Source organism: Planococcus plakortidis (assembly GCF_001687605.2).
GTDB classification, from domain to species: domain Bacteria; phylum Bacillota; class Bacilli; order Bacillales_A; family Planococcaceae; genus Planococcus; species Planococcus plakortidis.
The window spans coordinates 567,763-588,431 of sequence record NZ_CP016539.2 but is presented as its reverse complement, the minus strand read 5'-3'; the positions used below and the strand labels follow the sequence as shown (position 1 = coordinate 588,431).

The following is a 20,669-nucleotide window of genomic DNA, read 5'->3' as shown; positions in this document are numbered from 1 at the left end:
TCCGGAAGAGTGCCCTTCCGGAGGCGTTCAGTATTCATCAGTTCAACTTTTCAAAAGCCGGTTCGAGATGTTCTCTTAATGCAGGCCCCATCGTTTGCGAATAAAGCGTCGTTAAATGATGCTTATCGCGGTAGACGAGCACATTGCCGATGACCGGCGGGCACGTATCGTCCGTGCAGAAATACTCGGACATATCGGCGAACGTCACATTGTCCGGGATGTCTTCTGTATTTTCCCATGGCACAACATCCGACAACGCTTTACTGCGTTCAACCGAGCAATTGTCGACGCTCAATTCATCGAGACACAGCGTCGGATCGACTTTCATGCGGGGGTTGTCACGCACGGCGAAAATCCCCGCGATCCCTTCGAACTCTTTCCATTTAGCAAGATACCCTTTTGGCACCGTATCGCCAGAATTCACCGTCGCTGTCGTGAAGATCAAATCAGGCGGTTCTGCCATCAAGCGCTCTTGAAGGTTATCGTTCCACGTCATGCACGCTTCATCCAATTGGCCGTCGAAATCGCCGCTTGAGAATCGGCACGCGTCTTTATTATAGACATCGATGCGCATGTTCATTTCTTCTGCGACGGCTTCAAGTGCCGGGAACCAATGTCCGGAATGCGAACCGCCGACCAATGCCACGACACGCTCAGGGTTTTCCGTTACGCCGAACGAACATTCCTTGAGTTTCGAGCTGACACTGCCTGTCGAGAAACAATCTTTATCGCTATAGAATGTCGGCAAATCTTCTTTTGCCGATAAGAAATCCGGTTGCAGTTTAGCTTCTTTCGACGGCTGGATATTTTCCGAGACGGCGCGTGCGCCTGGATTGTCCTCTACCGTTGCTGTGCCGCCGCTGCTTGCTTGGACGAATACGCCCCATGAGAGACCGACCAGAATTGCCGGTGTCATCAACGCGACCAATACTTTCGACAAGCGTTTTTTCGAATGCTTGACCGGCATCTCGCGCACCGGCTTTTCGACGAGCCGGATGGTCATGATCGACAAAACGAGTGTGATGGCCAAAATGCCGATGCCGCCGAGTGCGGTGACCGTTTCGGTATTGAAATAGGCATAGTAAAACACTAATAGCGGCCAATGCCATAAATAAAAGCCGTAAGAAATGCTGCCGAAATACTGGAATGGCTTCGACCCGAGCAATTTCTGCACGCCGAATGCCTGGCCGTTTTCACTGGCGATGATGACAAGGATCACCCCGCCGGTCGGCAGCAATGCCGCAAATCCAGGGAATACTGTCGAAACGGGCAGCACTATGCCAGTGAACGAGATAATTGCAAGCCCCACCCAGCCCATGATGAGATGTGCACGGTTTGAGAATTTCAAATAAGGGAGCAGCAACGCGAGCATCCCGCCGAGCGAGAATTCCCAAGCGCGGGCGAAGGTATCGAAATACGCCCACGGCTGGTTGACTGCCGTGATATAAACCGAATAGCTGAGTGATGCGAGGAAAATCACCGTCAGCACGGCGAGCAAAGTTTTGCGCACCGGCGTTTTCAGGATTTTTGTCGCCAGCAAATAAACAAGCGTGATGACGATTGGCCATGTTACATAAAACTGGCCTTGGATCGACAATGCCCAGAAATGCTGGAACGGGCTCGCCGTATTGTTCTGCGCCAAATAATCGACGGCGCTATTGGCAAGCTGCCAATTTTGGAAATAGAACATCGACGAAAACAACTCGGCGATTGTCTGGCGCCATGTGCTGAGCGGCAACAGGAAAATCGACAGCACAGCGCTTACGGCAAGCACCGTAAATGCCAGCGGAAACAACCGTTTCGCGAGTCCCAATAAATTTTCCAAATAATTGATGCGGCCTTCGCGCACCATCCGTGACAAAAGAGACGTTGTGATCAAGTATCCTGAGACGATGAAAAAGACATCAACCCCGCCGGAAACCGACCCAATCCAAATATGATAGACCGCCACCAAAAGCGCGGCGACCGCGCGGATTCCTTCCAGCTCGGGCCTGAAGCGCTTTTCAGGCACCCGTAAATCTGCCATTATATGTACCTCGCCATTCTGTGATTTTTATGAGAAAGGAATAGCAGCATACAAAAATACTTCTAGTTGTCTAATTATTGTTAAAGTGTAAATTTTTGAATAATTAAAATCCATTCCTTGCCATTTTAAGTGTAACTGAATCCCCTGCAACTCACAACAACTTATCCGATAGTCGAAATTTTCTTTCCAAGAAAAAAACCTCGCCATCTCCGGCAAGGTTCTTCATTAAAATAAGAAGCTGAACATCAATCCGGTATATACCGAAACGACAAACCCGAGGCCGAAGATGAACGACAGCCATTCAGGCAATTGTTTACGGTAGCTTAGCCATTGCAAGCCCAGGAAAATCAAGCCGATCGAAAGCATCAGGAATGCATCGATGTTCGGCGTCCACACCGCGTGCACCGGCAAATATTGCGGCCCGGCCAACCATTCGATAAATGGCGCGCTGCCTTCCACGCGAAATGTTTCGTTGATGTTATGCGGCGGCGCGAGCTTGCTCATGAAGGCGGTGATCAATAACACCAACAACAATAGCGAGCTCTCGACTTTAAGCCATGCGCGGTTCGGAGCGTCGCTTCTGGATAAGAAGGCATTGATGAACGCCGCGAGCAACAGCGGCACGATGCTCAAATGCTTCAAGAGCAAGAGCTGCCCGTAAGGCAAAATCCACGAGCTCGCGTAATCTTCCGGCGCCACAAAAAATAGCATGAGCCAGATGCCGCTGCCGATCAACAGGATCATCATAGCAATAGAAAACGGTGTAAACCACTTGAGAAATGCACGCCAATTGCGCCCGTCGCGCAAAAACCAGGCGATGTGGATCAAAACACCTGCCCATAATACGAGCGCTAAAAAATGGATGGCGTGCCCGGCAAAGCCTTGCCAGTCCGCAATCGACGCAGCGTGGCTCGCATACGCCGCATTGAGCACACTGAGCACAAGCCAAAACGCGCGGAACACCCATGAACCGTTGCGCCATACTACGATTAACCATGCCACTGCCATCAAGACGCCGAATACATAGCTTTGGCCTGCGCGAAATTCAGTTGCGACATCCACCACTGCTTGCGCCGGTCCAAAGCTGTCCGAAAGCAAAAGGATCAGCTGGATGACGGGCGGCGCGAGCAATAGCGGAATAAGCGCAAGCGCCAGCAAGAGCAGTTTTTTCGGAACTTCAACTAACGGTTTTTTCTCCGATTTGACGGAGCGCAAGACGACATCCCCTGCCAGAAACGCCAGCATCACATAGAGGAAAAAATCCGACAGTGCGATCAACCAACTCATCGTTTTCTACGCATTAACACAACAGCAGCAACCAATAGGACAATGGCAAGCCCGGCAATGATAAAGGTCATGCTCGAACCGCCTTCTTCTGAAGCAACTTCCGAATCGCTCGCTGCTGCCTGTTCCGTATCTGTTGCTTCCGCCGCTTCTGTCGTTTCCGATTCATCAGCTTCCGGTTCAGCCGCTTCTTCAGCCGGCTCTTCTTGCGCCGCTTGTTCCTCGCCCGCCTGCAATTCAAAAGCAAGTGAGCCTTGGATCGGGTGGCCGTCTTCGCTCAGCACGTCATATTCCACGACATACGAACCGTCTTCTAGTTCCTGTGCCGGCGTACCGACCAATTGGTCTTCCATCACAGCCACTTCACTGAAATCCACAGCGGTGCCATCCATCGTCATCGTCATGCCACTGCCTTGTTCAATGCCTGCGCTGAAATCGAGCACCACTTGTTCAATTGGCTCAGCCACAACCTCACCTTCTGCCGGAGTGGATGATTCAAGCACCGAATGGGCATGTGCCGTCATCGGCAAAACCAACAACGCACTTAATAAAACCAAAGTCTTCTTCATGGGTATGATTCCTTCTTTCTTGTTAAGTCAACTCAAATAGTGCAACAACTCTTTTTAGCCTATTTCATTTGAACGGAAGAAACAAGAGCGGTGCACTTGGATTTATGAAATTTCTCTGAAGATTGGCGGCATAGAAAAAAGCCCCAAATGATTTCGGGGCTTTTCTTTACAATCCACGAACCGCTTCCTGAGAAGTCTTTTCGCGCTTTCTCAAAGTTTCGGCAAGCAGGCTCACCGTGATCATCGACGTGAAGCCGAGGATCGAACTGAAGAACATCGCCTGGAAAACGTGTTCGATGATGCCTGCGCCAGTCAAGATCATATAGCAGCCGGCACCGCTGACGACGGAAGCGATGGCGCCGGATTTATTGGAGTGTTTCCAGAAATAGCCGAGGCTGATCGGTGCCGCGATGCCGCTGATGATCGCGGAAGTCCCGAAATTCGTCAACAGCGCCAAGGATTCCGGCCGGTTGATCGACATATAAAGTGACACAAGGCCGATGAAGACGAGCGACACTTTCGACGCCTTCAGCACTTTGGCATCGAGTTCCCGTTCCGTCAGATTCCTGTTTTTGTAGAGAACCGGCACAGCCAGCACTTTGAACAAATCGTTGCCGATGCTGTTGGTGATGCCTAGGTACAGACTGTCGGTCGTCGACAGGATCGCGGAGATCAAGCCCATGACAAGCAGCGCGACGATGACGACCGGGAAAGCTTCCATGATATACGCCGGAATGGCGCTGTCCGCCGACGCGAGCCCCGGCAGGATGATGCGCGCCGCGAGCCCTGCGAATACCGAGAAGATTGACAAGGTGAACAAAGAGACGCCCGCAGACAAAGTGAAGGTCCGCAAGTCTTCCTCTTTTTCGACAGTCAGCACTTTATTCATCAAATGCGGCAATAGCACGAATGAAAACAGCAGCCACTGGATGCTCAAGATGGCGAAGCCGCTATAGAACGGCCCGCCTGTCGACAGCGGAGCGACAAGCGCCGGGTCGATCGCGCGAAGTTCCGCTTGCAGCGTGCCGAACACATTCCATCCGCCGCCGATTGTCCACAATAACGAGATGAATAACAATAGCGACACGACCGCCATCGTCGCCCCTTGGATGCCGTCGCTGACAATCTGTGCGAACGCGCCGCCGAGACTGACGTAGACGATCGTGATGATGACGCCGATCGCGATACCCCATAAATACGGAATGCCGATGACCGTTTCGAACATCGTAGCTAAGCCGACGTTCTGCCCGACGATATAGTAGATATTGAACAGTACCAATAATGCGACGAGCACGCGCAAGGCTTTGCTGTTGTAGCGGTTGCCGAGCCACTCGGGAATCGTCAAGCTGCCGCCATTTTTCTGCCCGTAGCGCCAGAAGGTTTTCGTGAACAGCAACAGCCCGAGCCACGTAACCCCGAAACAGCCGATTGTGTACCATAAAGTCGACAAGCCGTATGTATACGCCCAGCCCGGCACGCCAAGAAACAAGTTCGCACTGGCGTATGAGGCGCCGAAGCTCATGCCGACGACCGCCGGATTGACTTTGCCTTTGGCGATCGCAAAGCCTTTCATCGATCCGCTATGGGCTTTGCCTTTTTTCCCGAGCCATGTCGTCAAGGCGAAATAGCCGACGAGCATCAAAGCAATCAGCGGCAATAGCCAAGTTGTCTCATCCCCCATTGCGTTCGCCTCCTTTTTGTTTTGGATAGAGTTTGTTCCATAAAGCCAGCCCCGCAATCCAAAAGACGGCGACGGCGATCCAATAAGCTGTCAGCATCCTCATTCCCCCTCTAGTTGTTAACTGTTTCGTGCAAGTGCTTGAACGTTTTGCCCGGATGATTGTCTTTCAGTTGCGCTTGGCCTTTGCCGTAGATTTTCTCGCGGTATGTGCCGTCTGCGTATTCTTTCTGCACGAGCCCGCGTTCCTGCAAGATAGGAACGACCAGTTCGACAAAGTCCTCGAAGCTTCCGGGTGCGAGCGTATACGCCAAATTAAAACCGTCGACGCCGGTTTCATCTCTCCAGCGCTCCACTTCATCGGCTACTTGCTCCGGCGTCCCGACCGCGACCGGCCCTCTTCCGCCGATGCCGACGAAAGTCGCCAGTTCCCCGATCGTCCACTTTCTGTCCGGATCGGCACGCGTGAATACTTCGACCGCCGATTGCATGGCGTTGCTTTGGATGTATTCGAGCGTATCGTCCGGCTCGTATCCGGAGAAATCGATGCCTGTCCAACCGCTTAAAAGTGCGAGTGCGCCTTCGTAGCTGACATGGCTTTTCAAGGTTTCGTATTTCTCTTGCGCTTCTTGTTCGGTCTTCCCGACAATTGCGGTGAAGGTGGTGTACACCAACACATCTTCCGGGTTCCGGCCGTTCGCTTGAATGCGTTCACGAAGCGCGTCGACACCTTTTTTCACGACGGGAATCGTCGGCCCTGCCGTAAACACCGATTCGGCGTGCTTTGAGGCGAACTCCCGGCCGCGCGGCGAAGCGCCTGCCTGGAACAATACCGGCGTGCGCTGTGGCGACGGTTCAGATAGATGAGCGCCCGGCACTTTAAAATATGTGCCTTCGTGGCGGATGTCGTGCACTTTCGACGGGTCGGTATAGACTTTCGACTGTTGATCGCGCACGACCGCGCCATCTTCCCAGCTGCCTTCCCATAATTTATAGCAAACCTCCAAATACTCGGCCGCGAATTCATAGCGTTCGTCGTGGCTCATCTGGTCATCGAGCCCGATATTGACTGCGGCGCTTTTCAAATAGGAAGTGACGACGTTCCAGCCGATGCGCCCTTTTGTCAGATGATCGAGTGTCGACATGCGCCGCGCGAAGGTGTACGGATGTTCGTGGCTGACAGATGCCGTGACCCCGAAACTCAAATGCTCCGTCACCGACGACATGAGCGGCACGACCAATAGCGGGTCGTTGACCGGCGTCTGCACCGCATTGCGAAGCGCCGCGTCGCGCGTGCCGCCATAGACATCGTAAGTCCCGAGCACATCAGCCAAAAACACCGCGTCAAACTTTCCTTTTTCCAATAGCTTCGCGAGCTCGATCCAATATTCGCTGTCCTTGTATGTATGCGACCGGTCGTCCTCGTGAAGCCACAATCCCGGCGACTGGTGCCCGCCTGCACACACCATCTCAAATGCATTCAAATAAATCCGTTTCTTCGTCATCGTCAAATTCCTCCTTTTGAAATTCCAATTTCCGCAGCCCTCACTGGAAAATAAAAATAGCCCTCTTTTCTCAATAAAACGAGAAAAGAGGGCTATTTGAATAGTCGGGTCCGCTCTCTTATCTCCCAAGGAATCTCTCCTTGCTGGAAGTAGCACCTTCCTGAATAATATCAGGGGTTGCTGAAGCGTCAACGGGCCAGTCCCTCGGCTTCTCTGGATAAGATTATTAAATTAATCCCTATCTTAATACTAGGAAATAAAGAAGTCAACCGAATTTTCAAAACTATTTTATTTTTCCTTGGAAATATCTCGCTTAGCACATTTCATCAAGCTAATTGCATGGTCCGAATTTTTGTTTTGGCAAAGCCGTAGAATAGGGTCATGAAAACCATCCCTAATACGAGCATGGCCACACTGCCCGCTAAATAAGCGGAGTCCATTTTGAATAAGATTTCTGTCCGGAACCAGGACTGGAACGGCAATCCGAAACCGAGCAATACCGTAAAGAACAGCACTTTCACTTTCCAATCCTTGCCTTTCATTTTCTTGATCGAGTTATTCACTAACAAACGGAGCAGCGCGAGGACGAGTCCAATTCCGAAAAAGATCAGCAAGAACATTTTGATCTCTTCATTCAATAAAAATGCTTTCCCGAGCATATACAGAGCAACCAGCAGCGCAATCCCCATTACGGCCATTTTTTTCTTCATGTCCATCACCTATCCTGTAATTTCACTCAACACACTGTTGGGTGGTTACTATCTATTTTAAATGCCTGCTATACTGGAAGCAATAAACAGAAAAGACACAGCTGTTAAGCGGTTTGGAGGAGATAGCGTGCCAGCCATTTATGATGACATGAACGAAAAAACGAAAGCAAAAATCCAGCAAAGCTTCCTGCAGCTGCTGGCCAAAAAGAATTTCATCAAGATCTCTGTCCAGGATATTTCCAAAGCATCCGGGATCAACCGGGGAACGTTTTATCTGCATTACCTCGACAAATACGATTTGCTGGACCAAATGGAAGAACAGCTGCTCGACGGCTTGGCCCAGCAGTTGAAAGAATTGCAGCCCGAAATGCTTTTGGCCGAAGCGGATAAAGGCAATGTGTCCATCCAATCCGTTGAAGTATTCCGCTATATCGAAATGAATGCTGCCGCTTTCCGCGCGTTTTTAAGTGAGCATAACCAAAACGGCTTCCACAAGCGGCTTAAAGGATTTTTCATCGGCCATTTTATCGGCAATATGCTTAAAAACGAACGTTTCTTCCAAAGCGCCAGCGTGCCGGACGATTATCTGTCAGCCTTCGCCACTTCCGCATTCCTCGGCCTCATCGAGCAATGGCTGGATAATGATTTGACGGAGACGCCAGAAGAAATGGCGGAGATGTACATCCAGATCATCCTGTTCATCCGCAAGCTATAATGGTTTAGCCTAAAAAAACGCCAATTCCCTGTAAAGGGGAATTGGCGTTTCCGTTATTGTTCCTGCCCGCGTGATGCTTTCGGCGGCTGGCACGTATCGCATTTGCGCTGGTTACTCTTATTGAACTTCGTGAAGGTCTTCTCGAAGTTATTGCCGCACGCGCATTTGAACAAGAGCTTTTGGGAGAAGCCGTGGTATTCGGTCGACAATAATGTGCTCTCGGAGTTATTGTTGACGAATGTCCGGATTTTATCGATCGTCCATCGTTTATTCATTCGGTTACACCTCAATTTAGGATTGGCTGGAGGCTTTCTAGTCCCCCTCTATCATTGCCTTAAGTCAACTACTATACCATAATCGCTGCCATTCCCGGGTATAGTTCAACCCGGCATGGCAAAACATCTTCTAGTCAATAAAGAAACTGTAAAAAAATTGAATCTTTTTTATCTATTCCCTCGTATAATGTAAACAATAGCCAATTACACATAATCCTCTTATGAAAGGCATGATTCCATGGGCATCGTCACATTAGTCATCCTGATTTTCTTTTTTCCTTACGGCTGGTTTCTCTGGAGCAGCATCAGCAACAAAACCGGCATGGTGGAGACCTATCGCTGGAAAAAACCGATGGCTGTGCTGATTGGGCTGATCCTGATCAGCGCCGTGCTCAATTATGTTTATTCCGAGGCGTATAATCTCGCATTTTTCCAGAGCGGATTTGAATTGACGGTCGGACTGATCGTCGCCGGCGCCTTCCTAGTGATTTTCTCGATCATCAATATCATTGCCGGCATCGTCTATAGAGGGGCACCGAAATCGTTTTACAACCCGAAAGTCGTATGGGGCTTCACAGCGGTCCTTTGCACGACGATGCTGTTTTTCATCGTCTGGGTCTACCCTTTAGCGGAAAAGGCATCGTATATTGTCCGGCTCGATTCCGCGATTGCGGCTGCGGATGAAAAGCAAGACGGCGAGGAAATCACGATCGTCTTCATGAGCTCCGAAAAGCAATGCGTCCGCCGCCGCACCGAAAACTGCAACTCGAGCGATTACCAAAACGCGTTCTTCGTCAAAAACAATCTGGATGAAACGAAACAAGTGCAAGTGCAAATCCGTGCGCTCGACCGCCAGCAAAATGAACTGAAATCTGTGGAGTCCAAAATCATGAGGCTTGAAGCCGGCGAATTGAAATTGGTCGAGACCGAGGAAACGTCCGATAAAGAGAGCATCTGGAGCCGCTCGTCGTTCGAAACGGAATACCAAACCCGCTTCTACCAGTCCATCTACCGATATCGTGACGCCAATTAAAAAAATCCCTTTCCGCCGTAACGGCGGGGAGGGATTCTTGCTTTATGATTCTGAACTTGAGCTTCCTGCGCCGCTCGCAGCGAATTGGAATTCATCCAGCAACGCGCGCACTTCATCGGTCGATTCAGTGTGCATCAAATCGTTGCGGAGTTCACCCGCACCACGTACGCCGCGCACGTAAATCTTGAAAAAACGGCGCAACGGCTTGAACGCGATCGGCTCGGTTTCCGTCGAGTATTTATCGTGGAGGTCCAAGTGCAGGCGCAACAAGTCGAACAATTCCTGTGTGCTATGCTCTTTCGGCTCCTCCTCGAACGCGAACGGGTTATGGAAAATCCCGCGCCCGATCATGACGCCGTCGATGCCATATTTATCCGCCAGTTCCTGGCCGGTCTTGCGGTCCGGAATGTCGCCGTTGATCGTCAGCAACGTATCCGGCGCGATCTCATCGCGCAATGCCTTGATCTCAGGGATCAACTCCCAATGCGCAGGCACGGCGCTCATTTCCTTTTTCGTCCGCAAATGGATCGACAAATTGGCGATGTCCTGTTCCAGGACATGTGTCAGCCAGCCACGCCATTCGTCGACACTCGTATAGCCGAGGCGCGTCTTGACGCTGACGGGCAATCCGCCCATTTTCGCGGCCTGGATGATTTCCGCTGCGTTATCGGGATAATTGATCAAGCCGCTGCCTTTTCCTTTGGCCGCAACGTTCGGGACCGGGCAGCCCATATTGATGTCGACGCCTTTAAAGCCCTGCGCCGCCATGCCGATGCTCATGTCGCGGAAATGCTCGGGCTTGTTGCCCCAGATATGGGCGACGATCGGCTGCTCGTCTTCCGTGAACGTCAAACGCCCGCGCACGCTGTGGATGCCTTCCGGATGGCAATAGCTTTCCGTATTCGTAAATTCCGTGAAATACACATCAGGGCTCGCCGCTGCCGCCACGACATGGCGAAACACCACATTCGTCACATCTTCCATCGGCGCCAATACAAAAAACGGCTTCGGCAAGTCACGCCAAAAATTCTCTTTCATAACTCAATTCCAATCCTTTCCTTACGGGATGAAGCATTCCTTCATCCAAAAATTCACTGTCATCTATAATGGGAACCCAAAAATGTCCAACTTCTCAACATGCTCTTCTTTTCTTAACCTTATACAGTTTACACGATTCGCGTGCCCATGGAAAGTGGGCTGTTTTCGTCCTCAAAAAAACCCCAGGACCGCAGTCCAGGGGTTTCTGATGATTCTCTAAATTTTCAATAACTGACCCAGCTCAAGCCGGTCGTGCCTTCGCCGGCATGGACGCCGACACAGACGCTCAACGGGATGACTTCCACTTTCAGCCCAGAAAACTCTTTCATTAATTCGTTTTTCCATGCTTCGGCACCGGCTTCGTTATTGCAATGGATGACCGCCACTTCCGGCACCATGCCCGTCTCCATATCCGCACGCAAGGCTGAATTGACGCTTTCCTTGGCGCGCTTGTTTGAACGGACTTTCTCCTTCATGACCGTGATTCCGTCCACGAACGTGATGACCACTTTGATGTTCAGGATATTGCTGAGGAATGCCTGCGTCCCTGATACACGCCCGCTTTTGTGCAATTGGTTCAAACTCGACGGAATGAACGACAGATGCGATTTGGCGGCTAATTGATTAATGGTCTCCACGACTTCTTCCGGTTCTTTCCCGGCTGCGAACAATTCATTGCCGATCTCGATCATTTTCCCCATCGGGAATGAACCGATTTTCGAGTCGACCGGGTACACCTTGAAATCCGCCATTTCGGCAGCTGATAGCGCGCTATTGTAAGTACCGGACAATCCGCTCGACAAATGGAGCGCCACCGCCAAATCATAACCTTCGGACTGCAATTGTTCGTATAAGGCCGTCATCTCGCCGATGGCCGGCTGTGATGTTTTCGGCGATACTTTCGCCGCCTTTAATTTATCGTAAAATTCTCCTTGTGTCAGGTCGATCGACTCACGGTACGACCCATCCTCAAACACGACACTAAGGGGCAACACATAGACATGATGCCGTTGGATGAATGCATCATCCAATTGCGCTGCTGTATCCGTAATCCATGCGATTTTTTTCATTCTAAAAATTCCCCTCTAGATGCAAATTCCATATCGGAAGCAGTTGTCTGCTGTAGTTAACGTACAGGGGGTTCTGCCGTGGTGGCTAGTGACAGATGTCATATTAGGAGGATTTAATGTAAGCGCCGACATAATTTGCACTTATATTCGTTATATCTTTCCAATTATAAAAAGAAAAAGCCGCCGATCCCAAGGAATCCGCGGCTCTATCTTATTTGACCGGTTGTTTTGATTTCGCGTTGCCGATCGCAAAATCCGCAAGCGAGGGAATGAGCATATCTTCCATCGGCGGGTTGTGGAGTCCTGCCCGCACATCGCGGTAATAGCGCTGCAACGGCGATTTTTCCGACAGGCTGTGTGCACCCGCCACCCGCATCGCCAAATCCACGATGTCGACAGCTGAATTCGTCACTGCGACTTTCACGGCCCCGAGTTCCGCAGCCATCTGCGAGCGCTGTTCTTCGTCCGATTCGTCCCATTGTTTCGCCACGGAATAAAGAAAATGCCGCGCCCGCTGCAATTCCAATTCTATTTGGCCGATCTTCTGTTTCACGTTCGGCAACTCGATGATCGGCCCGTTCAAACTGTTCGGCGAATAATCTTGCGCAAAACGAATCGCGTAATCCTGCGCAGCCTGAGCGATTCCGAGATAACACGCCGGAATATGCAAAAGCCATCCGGCCGGCTGCTTTTTACCGGGCACACTGATCTCGACCAACGCCGATTCCTCGACTCGGACATTCGTCAACACCAAATCATGGCTTCCCGTGCCGGTCATCGCCACACTATCCCATGTTTCGTCGATCGCTATACCGCCAGCCGACCGCGGCACGAGGAAATAACCCACTTCCCCGGTCTCTTCAATCACAGCAGTCACATTGAAATAATCCAGCACCGGCGCCATCGATGTGAACGACTTGCGCCCATCGATGACCCACGAACCGCCCACTTTTCTCGCTGTGGTCGACGGCTTGCCGCCCCTCGTCGGGCTTCCGGTCTGCTTTTCCGTCGCGCAATTATTGATCAAGGCGCCGCGCGCTTTAATGTCGTCAAATAAAGTCTCGAGCACGGCTTCATCCCATTTATTCGTTTCTCCCAAGTCTTGAACAATGCCCATATGCCAGCCAATCGACAGACCCGTCGACCCGTCCGCGCGGCTGATCGCTTCCTGATAGCGCAGCATTTCAACTAAGGAAATGCCCGCTCCGCCGTACTGTTTCGGAATCGTCAGAGCCGGATAATTGATCGCCTTCAGCTCATTGAAATTCTCAAACGGGAATTTCCGCTCCAGATCGTTTTGCGCAGCCCGCTCCGTGAACGGCGCCACCGTCTCATTCAATATGTCCATGCGTTCTTCGAATGTTTTCGCTTTTGTGATATCCATCAGTCTTCACCTTTCTTCTATCTATTGCGTCCATTCCTCCGTCAAAATAAAGCCGTCGTACTGCTCGTTCGACTCGATGTATTCCTGGAATTCCTCGGATTCATAAGCTTCCTTCAAATCTTTCGCCCACTCAGTATCCGCATTTTCTTCCTCAATCGTCACCACAATCCGGTGCTGTTCCGGCGTGTTCTCGATTTTCAAGGCGTCGGTAATCTTGCGGTCCGGCGCATTGGCGATGTAGTTGCCGTTGACGACGCCGAAGTCGATATCCTGAAGCGACACCAAAATCTGCGCTGGGTCCAATACTTTCAAGTCCAGATCGTAATCCGCATTTTCCACTGCGTTCAAATTAAAATCCGTCACGCCTGCATCGTCTGACACCGTCACCCACCCGAGTTCCTCCAAGATGCGCACTGCGCGTTCCTGGTTGACCGGATCGTTCGGCAAACCGACAGTCGAGCCGTCTTGCACTTCATCGAGCGATTGATGATTCACCGAATACAAGCCTTGAGGCGCGCTCGGCACAAACGCGATGCCCGTCATGTCCATGCCGAGTTCGTCGTTGATCCCTTCCATATACGCCGTGCTCTGGAAAATGCTCGCATCGATCGAGCCTTCCTGCATCGCCGGATTCAACTGCATGTTCTGGGAAAACGTCGTCGTATCCACTTTATACCCTTTCTCCTCCAAAATAGGCAAGATCCCTTCCTTGAATTGCTGCTCATACGTCCCGACGCCAAAGCCGACACGCACCTCTTTCTTATCATCTCCTGAAGCCTCCCCACTATCGCCGCATCCAGCCAATAACAACGCACTTGAAATCCCGATCATGCCAACCCAACGCTTGTTCATCTGCCATCTCTCCTTGGTCTTTTTTATTTTGAATGAAATGCTATCAACTTCGGCCCAATAGAAAAAGCCCCTCTTCATAAAAAAGAAGAGTGGCTCACCGTCCGGCTCTTCTCATCTCTCAAGCGCTTGCGCACCTGCTGGATTTGGCACAGTTTCAAATTGGAATCCAATCTGTTCCGCTGCCGAAGCTTCAAAGGGCCAGTCCCTCCACTTCTCTGGATAAGAAATTATGTACTCGGGATAATGCCGAGTAATTTAATATGATTAATACAATAGCAGAGCTTTGATTTTATGGCAATAGAGGATTTCGAAATCATTTCATCAGAATACTCCTCACCACTAAAGTAGAAAAGAGTATTTTCACGTACTGCTCCTTGCTAAGATAATCTGTATGTTTCTTTGCCGGCAGGAAAATAGTGTATAATCTTCATTTAAGAACTCTTATAATTCCAAGTACTCCAAGAAATCCTTAGTTTATAAATTGCTGTCTCTTCCACTTTAAGAGCCAGCATTCTTTCATGAGAGTTTCATTGTTTCTGTACACTTGCTATCTATTCATTTCAATGGAGGGATTTACATGAAGTACACGGTTATCACAGGCGCCAGCTCAGGAATCGGATATGAAGCGGCCATGGCTTTCGCAGCACGCGGCAAAAACCTGATTCTTGTAGCAAGAAGGGAAGCTGAACTCAATAAGCTTAAGGAGAACATCCAAGACATGAACGCCGATCTCGACGTCGTCATCAACCCCACCGACCTATCCGACAGCGAGCAAGTCCACGCGCTGTACGAAAGCCTGAAAGAATACGACATCGAAACCTTTGTGAACAACGCCGGCTTCGGAAACAGTGCAACTATTGCTGAACAAGATGTACATAAAACGGAAAAGATGCTTCGCGTAAATATAGAAGCACTCACAACCCTCTCCACTCTTTATGCACATGACTATGCTGATCAAGAAGGGGCGCAGCTCATCAACGTATCCTCTGACCTAGGTTACCGACTCGTGCCAAATGCCGTTACATACGCTGCGACTAAGTTTTACGTGAGCGCATTTACAGAAGGCCTGGCCCAGGAACTGCAGGATAACGGCGCACTCATGAAAGTAAAAATACTCGCGCCATCCATGACAGAAACCGAATTCGTGAAAACGGCGCGGGAGCTTGATGACTTCAGCTATAGCGACAATGTGCAGAAGTTCCACACCGCAAAAGAGATGGCACAGTTTATGCTGGAGCTTTACGATAGCGAAAAAGTCCTCGGGAAGGTCAACAGTGACACCTATGAGTTCGAGTTGATGGATCCGGTTTTCCAGTACACTTCTAGGAAGTAGGATCCCTATCGTTCCAATATCAAAAAAATCCCCTTTCACATGAAGTGAAAGGGGATTTTTCCAGATGGGCTAATGATTACATCATGCCGCCCATGCCGCCCATATCAGGCATGCCGCCGCCAGCTGGTGCTGCTGGTTCCGGCAGATCTGCTACGACTGCTTCAGTTGTCAGGAACATAGCTGCAACGGATGCTGCGTTTTGCAGTGCAGAACGCGTCACTTTCGTTGGGTCTACGATGCCTTGGTCAAGCATGTTGACCCATTCGCCTGTTGCTGCGTTGTAGCCGATGCCGACTTCTTCCGTTTTCAGGCGGTGAACGATGATTGAACCTTCAAGGCCAGCGTTCGTAGCGATTTGACGAACCGGCTCTTCAAGTGCGCGAAGCACGATGTTCACGCCTGTCGCAACGTCGCCTTCTTGCTCAGTCGCCACTTGCGCCACTTGGTTATAGACATTGATAAGCGCTGTACCGCCGCCTGCCACGATGCCTTCTTCAACCGCTGCGCGTGTTGCGTTCAATGCGTCTTCGATGCGCAGTTTACGTTCTTTGAGTTCTGTTTCAGTTGCTGCGCCGACTTTGATGACTGCTACGCCGCCAGCGAGTTTCGCTAGGCGCTCCTGCAGTTTTTCGCGGTCGAATTCAGAAGTCGTTTCTTCCAATTGGCTGCGGATTTGCGCCACGCGTGCGATGATTTTCTCGGAGTCGCCATTGCCTTCAACGATCGTCGTGTTGTCTTTAGAGACGACGACTTTCGCTGCGCGTCCAAGTTGTGCGATGTTAGTGGATTTCAGGTCAAGGCCGAGGTCTTCTGTAATCACTTCAGCGCCAGTGAGTGCAGCAATGTCTTCGAGCATCGCTTTTCTGCGGTCGCCGAATCCAGGAGCTTTAACAGCCACTGCGTTGAATGTGCCGCGCAATTTGTTCACGACAAGTGTTGCCAACGCTTCGCCTTCAACATCTTCAGAGATGATGAGGAGCGGTTTGCTTTGCTGGACGACTTGCTCAAGCACTGGAAGGATTTCCTGGATGTTGCCGATTTTCTTGTCAGTGACAAGGATAAACGGGTTTTCAAGAACCGCTTCCATTTTATCGGAATCTGTCACCATGTATGGAGACTGGTAGCCGCGGTCGAATTGCATCCCTTCTACGACATCAAGTTCCGTCGTGAAGCCGCGTGATTCTTCCAATGTGATGACGCCATCGTTGCCGACGCGCTCCATTGCTTCCGCGATCAATTTGCCGACTTCCTCGTCGCCTGAAGAAATCGCCGCTACTTGCGCGATCGATTCTTTGCCTTCGATTTGCTGGGAAATGGATTGCAATCCAGTAACCGCATTTTCCACAGCCAGTTCGATGCCGCGACGTATTCCTACAGGGTTGGCGCCAGCTGTAACATTCTTCAAGCCTTCACGGATCATTGCTTGTGCAAGAACCGTTGCAGTTGTCGTACCGTCACCAGCGATATCGTTTGTTTTGGAAGCCACTTCCGCCACAAGTTTTGCGCCCATGTTTTCAAATGCGTTTTCAAGTTCGATTTCTTTGGCGATCGTTACGCCGTCGTTTGTGATAAGCGGCGTGCCGAATTTCTTCTCAAGCACAACGTTGCGCCCTTTTGGCCCAAGCGTTACTTTGACTGCGTCCGCTAATTTATCTACACCTTGCAGCATCAGGCTGCGTGCATCTTCACTGAACTTAATATCTTTTGCCATGATTCGGTTCCTCCTATGAAATAGAATTTATGGTTATTTAGCCGACAATCGCGAGAATGTCGTTTTCACGTAAGATCAAGTATTCTTTGCCTTCGTATTTCAATTCTGTGCCCGCGTATTTCGAAAAGACGACGCGGTCTCCTTCTGTTACGTCCAGCTCTGTGCGCTGTCCGTTTTCACGGATAAGGCCATTCCCTACCGCAATCACTTTGCCTTCCTGCGGTTTTTCCTGCGCCGTACCTGGCAAGACGATTCCGCTAGATGTCTTCTCTTCCACTTCGACGAGCTCAATGATGACACGATCTCCTAATGGTCTTAACAATTGAAACACCCTCCTCAAATTAAATAGCTACTAGTCGTTTAGCACTCTCAACCTTTGAGTGCTAACCCATAAATAAGTTTAATAAAATCTTCAGTTAATTGCAAGCAGAAACCTTATGGCGTTTTGAATTCTTTGCGCCTTTTTCCGTTAAGCCCTACAATAAAAGGAGCATGTGAAAAGAAAGGAATCTGACTTCATGACCTCAACCCATAAAACTGCCTCTTCCCAGAAAGCGAAAGGCTATAAGCGTAAAAACATGCGCACGCCACTCCTTGTCCTGCTCGTCTTCGTAGCCGTCCAGCTCATGCCGATCCTCTTTATCGGCCCGACGCTCGGCTATTTCCGCGACCAGGGACTTGACGATGCGACAGCCCGCGCTTCGACGTCCGGTTGGCTGATCTTCCTGACGATGGGCGTCGGCTTTTTAGTTACGATGGCCCTCATCTTGCGCGACCGCAATTTCTTCAACATCTGGAAAGGCAAAAAATCGAGCCTCCCCGCTGCAATCGGCTGGGGCGTCCTCGGCTTTCTCTTGCTCATCGTTGGCCAATCAATCGCCGCCATGATCGAAATGGCGATCGGCATCGACCCGGGCTCCGCCAATACGCAGACGCTCGTCCGAATCGCTGAAGTCGTGCCATACGCAATCATCGCGGTCGTCCTGTTCGGCCCGATACTCGAAGAACTGGTCTTCCGCAGAGTCGTCTTCGGTTCCTTGAACCAGACGATGAACTTCTGGATCGCGACCGCCATCTCGGCACTCGTCTTCGCGCTCGTCCATCTCGAGTTCACGCACCTCTTGCTCTACTTTACGACTGGTTTGATCCTCGCAGCCCTCTATCAGCGGACCAAGCGCATCCTCACCCCGATCATCGCGCACATCCTGCTGAATGGCTACGTCATGCTCATCCAGCTCAATATGGACAAGATCGAAACCTTCATCAAACAAATGGAAAACCTGCAATAACCCAAAAACCGCCACTCCCTTGTTGGAGTAGCGGTTTTTGCATATCCCTTACGTTAGAACTAGGTTAGCTATGGATATTTGATTGCCAAAATCCAGCAACCATAATCGAGCCGCAAACTCTCTTAAGGTTGGTCTAGTGATATCTCCCGCATAGAAATTCTAGTGAAATGACTTCTCTTCAATCTCAACTCAGAGACGGAGCGTAGGGGGCTGATGCCTGTGGGACCGCGCGGGCTGGCGAGACAAAGGCGGTGCTTTTCCGCTTTGGCTCAACACCCGCCCTATCCCCGGGCAGTTGAAAACGCGACGTCCTGTCGCTTCAACTGCATGACCCGCATCCTGCGGGCCCCAAGCAGCTCCTGCAGCGCAGTCTCCTAATACCAATGCTTTTCATTCCAAACCAAAAACCTCCCGCCATCATTTCGGCGGAAGGTCTTCTGTCTGTTCTTTAATTGCCTGCTGCTGTTCTGCCCGCAGGAATTTGCGATACCCCATGCGTGCGATGATGACACTGAACTCATACAATAAAATCAGCGGCAATGTCACGAGCAGATGGGACACAATGTCCGGTGGCGTAATGAACGCCGCAATCGTGACCAGTACCAAATACGCGTATTTCCGGTATTTCGTCATCATCATCGGCGTCAAAATGCCAAGACGCGTCAAAAACAGCATCAATACCGGCAGCTGGAAGATAAAGCCGAACGGCAAGGTGATCTGGAACAGGAACTGGAAATACTCATTGATCCCGATCGTCTCCTGGATGTCCAGATTTTCCGATATATTGAGCATGAACCCGATGACATACGGGAACAGTACCAAATACGAAAACGCAAGGCCGCCGATAAAAAGCGACAAAGAAAATGGAATGTAGCTGAGCGTCACTTTCCGCTCACGGTCAGAGAGCCCCGGGCTGATGAATGCCCAGAACTGGTACATGATCAATGGAGACGTAATGATCAAAGCCAAGATCATCATGACCTGCATGTAAATTTTGATCGGATCCGTGATTTTGAACGCGTTCAGCGTCAAATTCCGCGCTTCTTCACTGAATTGCAAATAGCGGATCAATGGTTCAGCGAGAAAGAACCCGGCAATGAGCGCGAACAGAAAGAAAACGACTATCAAGGTCAGCCGTTTTCTGAGTTCACCTATATGTTCAACAACTGTCATTTCGTTTTGTTGGTTCATCGGACAAACATCCTATCGTGTTACTTGTGCTCGTCTTTCTTGTCTAAGTCATTTTTAGGGGCTTCGACTTTTTTATCGTCTTCATCATCATCCGCCAACCCTTTAGTAGCGTTTTTGAATTCGCGCAGGGACGAGCCAAATGCCTTGCCTAGTTCCGGCAATTTTTTCGGGCCGAAAACAAGCAATGCCACGATTCCGATGATGATTAAGCTAAGTGGACCTGGAGCCATATCAGACACCTCCTGTAGTATGTTTCTAGTGTACATGAAACACGGCCTTTTGGCTATTTCCAAAGGCCGTTCAAATGTGAAGGTTTTATGTTAATCGTGCTTGATCTGATAGATCAAAGTCTGCAACTCGACCGATAAATCGATCGTCTGGACACGGATATGTTCGGGGACAGAAATGCGCACTGGCGTGAAATTGAGGATGCCTTTGATGTCAGTCTGGGCGAGCCGGTCGGTGACTTCCTGGGCCGAACGCGACGGCACCGTCAAAATGACCACTTCAACACCGTACTGCTTAATCTTCTCTTCAATCAAATCCGGATGGTACGTATCGATCCCGCTGATTTTCTTGCCTTCATGGGGGCTATTCGTATCGAAGGCGAGGATGATTTTCGTGTTATGGTTGCGGTGGAAATTGTATTTTAGAAATGCGCTACCAAGGCTTCCGACACCGATCAAGGCGACATTGGTCGCTTCATCCTGGTCAAGCGTCTTGCGGAAAAACGCCAACAACTCCTGCACATCATAACCATAACCTTTTTTACCGAGCGCACCGAGATGTGAAAAATCTCGTCGAATGGTCGCCGAATCGATTTTCATCGCTTCGCTCAACTCCTGGGAGGAAATACGCTTTTGCCCGGCGTTGGCGAAATTCTGGAGAAACCGGTAGTACAAGGGCAGCCGCTTCGTTGTCGCTTGCGGGATTTTCGCTGATTCGTCAAGCATGTGATCGCTTCCTTCTGAACTGTTGTCAAATCGTATCAATCTTACATGACAGG

Annotated in this window: 20 protein-coding genes and 2 riboswitches; of the genes, 4 read left to right on the top strand and 16 right to left on the bottom strand. The window is 50.4% G+C overall.

All coding sequences use genetic code 11. The annotated features are described in order from the left end of the window. Nucleotides 1-37: 37 nt before the first annotated feature. From BBI15_RS03105 to BBI15_RS03080, 6 genes are all read right to left on the bottom strand, one after another. A complete protein-coding gene (locus BBI15_RS03105) occupies nt 38-2,026 on the bottom strand; it encodes an acyltransferase family protein (protein WP_068872137.1) in 1,989 nt (662 codons plus the stop codon). Nucleotides 2,027-2,251: 225 nt separating this feature from the next. After that, complete coding sequence (locus BBI15_RS03100) at nt 2,252-3,313, bottom strand: copper resistance D family protein (RefSeq protein WP_068872136.1); 1,062 nt, start codon at nt 3,311-3,313, stop codon at nt 2,252-2,254. Next, the gene (locus BBI15_RS03095) at nt 3,310-3,879 is read right to left on the bottom strand and encodes a copper resistance CopC family protein (RefSeq protein WP_068872135.1); all 570 of its coding nucleotides are present in this window, start codon (nt 3,877-3,879) and stop codon (nt 3,310-3,312) included. Before BBI15_RS03095 ends, BBI15_RS03100 begins: the two co-directional genes overlap by 4 nt. A gap of 166 nt (nt 3,880-4,045) precedes the next feature. Continuing rightward, nucleotides 4,046-5,560: a sodium:solute symporter family protein gene (locus BBI15_RS03090; protein ID WP_068872133.1), complete on the bottom strand. Its 1,515-nt coding sequence runs from the start codon at nt 5,558-5,560 to the stop codon at nt 4,046-4,048. 110 nt (nt 5,561-5,670) lie between these two features. Then, a complete protein-coding gene (locus BBI15_RS03085) occupies nt 5,671-7,062 on the bottom strand; it encodes an LLM class flavin-dependent oxidoreductase (protein ID WP_068872127.1) in 1,392 nt (463 codons plus the stop codon). 115 nt (nt 7,063-7,177) lie between these two features. Then, nucleotides 7,178-7,286, bottom strand: a riboswitch (SAM riboswitch). Nucleotides 7,287-7,388: 102 nt separating this feature from the next. Next, entirely contained in the window at nt 7,389-7,772 is a 384-nt protein-coding gene (locus BBI15_RS03080; RefSeq protein ID WP_068872125.1) for an MFS transporter permease, read from the bottom strand. Between the two features lie 127 nt (nt 7,773-7,899). Here BBI15_RS03080 and BBI15_RS03075 point away from each other — a divergent pair, with 127 nt between their 5' ends. After that, the gene (locus tag BBI15_RS03075; RefSeq protein ID WP_167358021.1) at nt 7,900-8,487 is read left to right on the top strand and encodes a TetR/AcrR family transcriptional regulator; all 588 of its coding nucleotides are present in this window, start codon (nt 7,900-7,902) and stop codon (nt 8,485-8,487) included. A 53-nt stretch (nt 8,488-8,540) separates the two neighbouring features. Here the strand turns inward: BBI15_RS03075 and BBI15_RS03070 are convergent, their stop codons facing one another. Next, entirely contained in the window at nt 8,541-8,762 is a 222-nt protein-coding gene (locus BBI15_RS03070; protein WP_068872123.1) for a hypothetical protein, read from the bottom strand. Between the two features lie 238 nt (nt 8,763-9,000). Here BBI15_RS03070 and BBI15_RS03065 point away from each other — a divergent pair, with 238 nt between their 5' ends. Further along, the gene (locus tag BBI15_RS03065) at nt 9,001-9,795 is read left to right on the top strand and encodes a hypothetical protein (RefSeq protein WP_068872121.1); all 795 of its coding nucleotides are present in this window, start codon (nt 9,001-9,003) and stop codon (nt 9,793-9,795) included. A 42-nt stretch (nt 9,796-9,837) separates the two neighbouring features. Here BBI15_RS03065 and BBI15_RS03060 read toward each other — a convergent pair whose 3' ends face one another. The 4 genes from BBI15_RS03060 to BBI15_RS03045 all read right to left on the bottom strand — a co-directional run bounded on the left by BBI15_RS03060 (nt 9,838) and on the right by BBI15_RS03045 (nt 14,139). Then, nucleotides 9,838-10,833, bottom strand: coding sequence for a tRNA dihydrouridine synthase (locus tag BBI15_RS03060; protein ID WP_068872119.1), 996 nt, complete (start codon nt 10,831-10,833; stop codon nt 9,838-9,840). A 224-nt stretch (nt 10,834-11,057) separates the two neighbouring features. Next, nucleotides 11,058-11,903 carry a DegV family protein gene (locus tag BBI15_RS03055; protein ID WP_068872118.1) on the bottom strand — a complete coding sequence of 282 codons (846 nt, stop codon included), beginning with the start codon at nt 11,901-11,903 and terminating at the stop codon, nt 11,058-11,060. 211 nt (nt 11,904-12,114) lie between these two features. Then, entirely contained in the window at nt 12,115-13,287 is a 1,173-nt protein-coding gene (locus BBI15_RS03050; protein WP_068872117.1) for an acyl-CoA dehydrogenase family protein, read from the bottom strand. A 21-nt stretch (nt 13,288-13,308) separates the two neighbouring features. Next, nucleotides 13,309-14,139, bottom strand: a complete 831-nt coding sequence (locus BBI15_RS03045; protein WP_068872116.1) for a MetQ/NlpA family ABC transporter substrate-binding protein — start codon at nt 14,137-14,139, stop codon at nt 13,309-13,311. A 108-nt stretch (nt 14,140-14,247) separates the two neighbouring features. After that, nucleotides 14,248-14,365: riboswitch (SAM riboswitch) on the bottom strand. 351 nt (nt 14,366-14,716) lie between these two features. On the opposite strand from BBI15_RS03045, the gene BBI15_RS03040 reads away from it, so the two are divergent. Beyond that, nucleotides 14,717-15,472 carry an SDR family NAD(P)-dependent oxidoreductase gene (locus tag BBI15_RS03040; RefSeq protein ID WP_068872114.1) on the top strand — a complete coding sequence of 252 codons (756 nt, stop codon included), beginning with the start codon at nt 14,717-14,719 and terminating at the stop codon, nt 15,470-15,472. Nucleotides 15,473-15,548: 76 nt separating this feature from the next. Here the strand turns inward: BBI15_RS03040 and groL are convergent, their stop codons facing one another. Both groL and groES read right to left on the bottom strand, forming a co-directional pair. Then, a complete protein-coding gene (groL, locus tag BBI15_RS03035) occupies nt 15,549-17,183 on the bottom strand; it encodes a chaperonin GroEL (protein ID WP_068872112.1) in 1,635 nt (544 codons plus the stop codon). Nucleotides 17,184-17,220: 37 nt separating this feature from the next. Beyond that, a complete protein-coding gene (gene groES / locus BBI15_RS03030; protein ID WP_058381756.1) occupies nt 17,221-17,505 on the bottom strand; it encodes a co-chaperone GroES in 285 nt (94 codons plus the stop codon). Nucleotides 17,506-17,701: 196 nt separating this feature from the next. On the opposite strand from groES, the gene BBI15_RS03025 reads away from it, so the two are divergent. Then, nucleotides 17,702-18,472, top strand: a complete 771-nt coding sequence (locus BBI15_RS03025) for a CPBP family intramembrane glutamic endopeptidase (protein ID WP_068872110.1) — start codon at nt 17,702-17,704, stop codon at nt 18,470-18,472. 417 nt (nt 18,473-18,889) lie between these two features. On the opposite strand, the gene tatC is transcribed toward BBI15_RS03025, so the two are convergent. From tatC to BBI15_RS03010, 3 genes are all read right to left on the bottom strand, one after another. Beyond that, on the bottom strand, nt 18,890-19,663 hold the full coding sequence (gene tatC, locus BBI15_RS03020) for a twin-arginine translocase subunit TatC (protein WP_068872109.1): 774 nt from the start codon (nt 19,661-19,663) through the stop codon (nt 18,890-18,892). A 20-nt stretch (nt 19,664-19,683) separates the two neighbouring features. Next, a complete protein-coding gene (locus BBI15_RS03015; protein ID WP_068872108.1) occupies nt 19,684-19,893 on the bottom strand; it encodes a twin-arginine translocase TatA/TatE family subunit in 210 nt (69 codons plus the stop codon). Between the two features lie 90 nt (nt 19,894-19,983). After that, nucleotides 19,984-20,616 carry a redox-sensing transcriptional repressor Rex gene (locus BBI15_RS03010; RefSeq protein WP_068872107.1) on the bottom strand — a complete coding sequence of 211 codons (633 nt, stop codon included), beginning with the start codon at nt 20,614-20,616 and terminating at the stop codon, nt 19,984-19,986. Nucleotides 20,617-20,669: the final 53 nt, after the last annotated feature.

Excerpts from the sequence above, each read along its gene's own strand:
- BBI15_RS03090 (WP_068872133.1), bottom strand. The coding sequence starts at position 5,560 with ATGGGGGATGAGACAACTTGGCTATTGCCGCTGATTGCTTTGATGCTC.
- BBI15_RS03095 (WP_068872135.1), bottom strand. The coding sequence starts at position 3,879 with ATGAAGAAGACTTTGGTTTTATTAAGTGCGTTGTTGGTTTTGCCGATG.
- BBI15_RS03050 (WP_068872117.1), bottom strand. The coding sequence starts at position 13,287 with ATGGATATCACAAAAGCGAAAACATTCGAAGAACGCATGGACATATTG.
- BBI15_RS03065 (WP_068872121.1), top strand. The coding sequence starts at position 9,001 with ATGGGCATCGTCACATTAGTCATCCTGATTTTCTTTTTTCCTTACGGC.
- BBI15_RS03080 (WP_068872125.1), bottom strand. The coding sequence starts at position 7,772 with ATGAAGAAAAAAATGGCCGTAATGGGGATTGCGCTGCTGGTTGCTCTG.
- groL (WP_068872112.1), bottom strand. The coding sequence starts at position 17,183 with ATGGCAAAAGATATTAAGTTCAGTGAAGATGCACGCAGCCTGATGCTG.
- tatC (WP_068872109.1), bottom strand. The coding sequence starts at position 19,663 with ATGAACCAACAAAACGAAATGACAGTTGTTGAACATATAGGTGAACTC.
- BBI15_RS03060 (WP_068872119.1), bottom strand. The coding sequence starts at position 10,833 with ATGAAAGAGAATTTTTGGCGTGACTTGCCGAAGCCGTTTTTTGTATTG.
- BBI15_RS03045 (WP_068872116.1), bottom strand. The coding sequence starts at position 14,139 with ATGAACAAGCGTTGGGTTGGCATGATCGGGATTTCAAGTGCGTTGTTA.
- BBI15_RS03100 (WP_068872136.1), bottom strand. The coding sequence starts at position 3,313 with ATGAGTTGGTTGATCGCACTGTCGGATTTTTTCCTCTATGTGATGCTG.
- BBI15_RS03015 (WP_068872108.1), bottom strand. The coding sequence starts at position 19,893 with ATGGCTCCAGGTCCACTTAGCTTAATCATCATCGGAATCGTGGCATTG.
- BBI15_RS03085 (WP_068872127.1), bottom strand. The coding sequence starts at position 7,062 with ATGACGAAGAAACGGATTTATTTGAATGCATTTGAGATGGTGTGTGCA.
- BBI15_RS03105 (WP_068872137.1), bottom strand. The coding sequence starts at position 2,026 with ATGGCAGATTTACGGGTGCCTGAAAAGCGCTTCAGGCCCGAGCTGGAA.
- BBI15_RS03040 (WP_068872114.1), top strand. The coding sequence starts at position 14,717 with ATGAAGTACACGGTTATCACAGGCGCCAGCTCAGGAATCGGATATGAA.
- BBI15_RS03010 (WP_068872107.1), bottom strand. The coding sequence starts at position 20,616 with ATGCTTGACGAATCAGCGAAAATCCCGCAAGCGACAACGAAGCGGCTG.
- BBI15_RS03025 (WP_068872110.1), top strand. The coding sequence starts at position 17,702 with ATGACCTCAACCCATAAAACTGCCTCTTCCCAGAAAGCGAAAGGCTAT.
- BBI15_RS03070 (WP_068872123.1), bottom strand. The coding sequence starts at position 8,762 with ATGAATAAACGATGGACGATCGATAAAATCCGGACATTCGTCAACAAT.
- BBI15_RS03055 (WP_068872118.1), bottom strand. The coding sequence starts at position 11,903 with ATGAAAAAAATCGCATGGATTACGGATACAGCAGCGCAATTGGATGAT.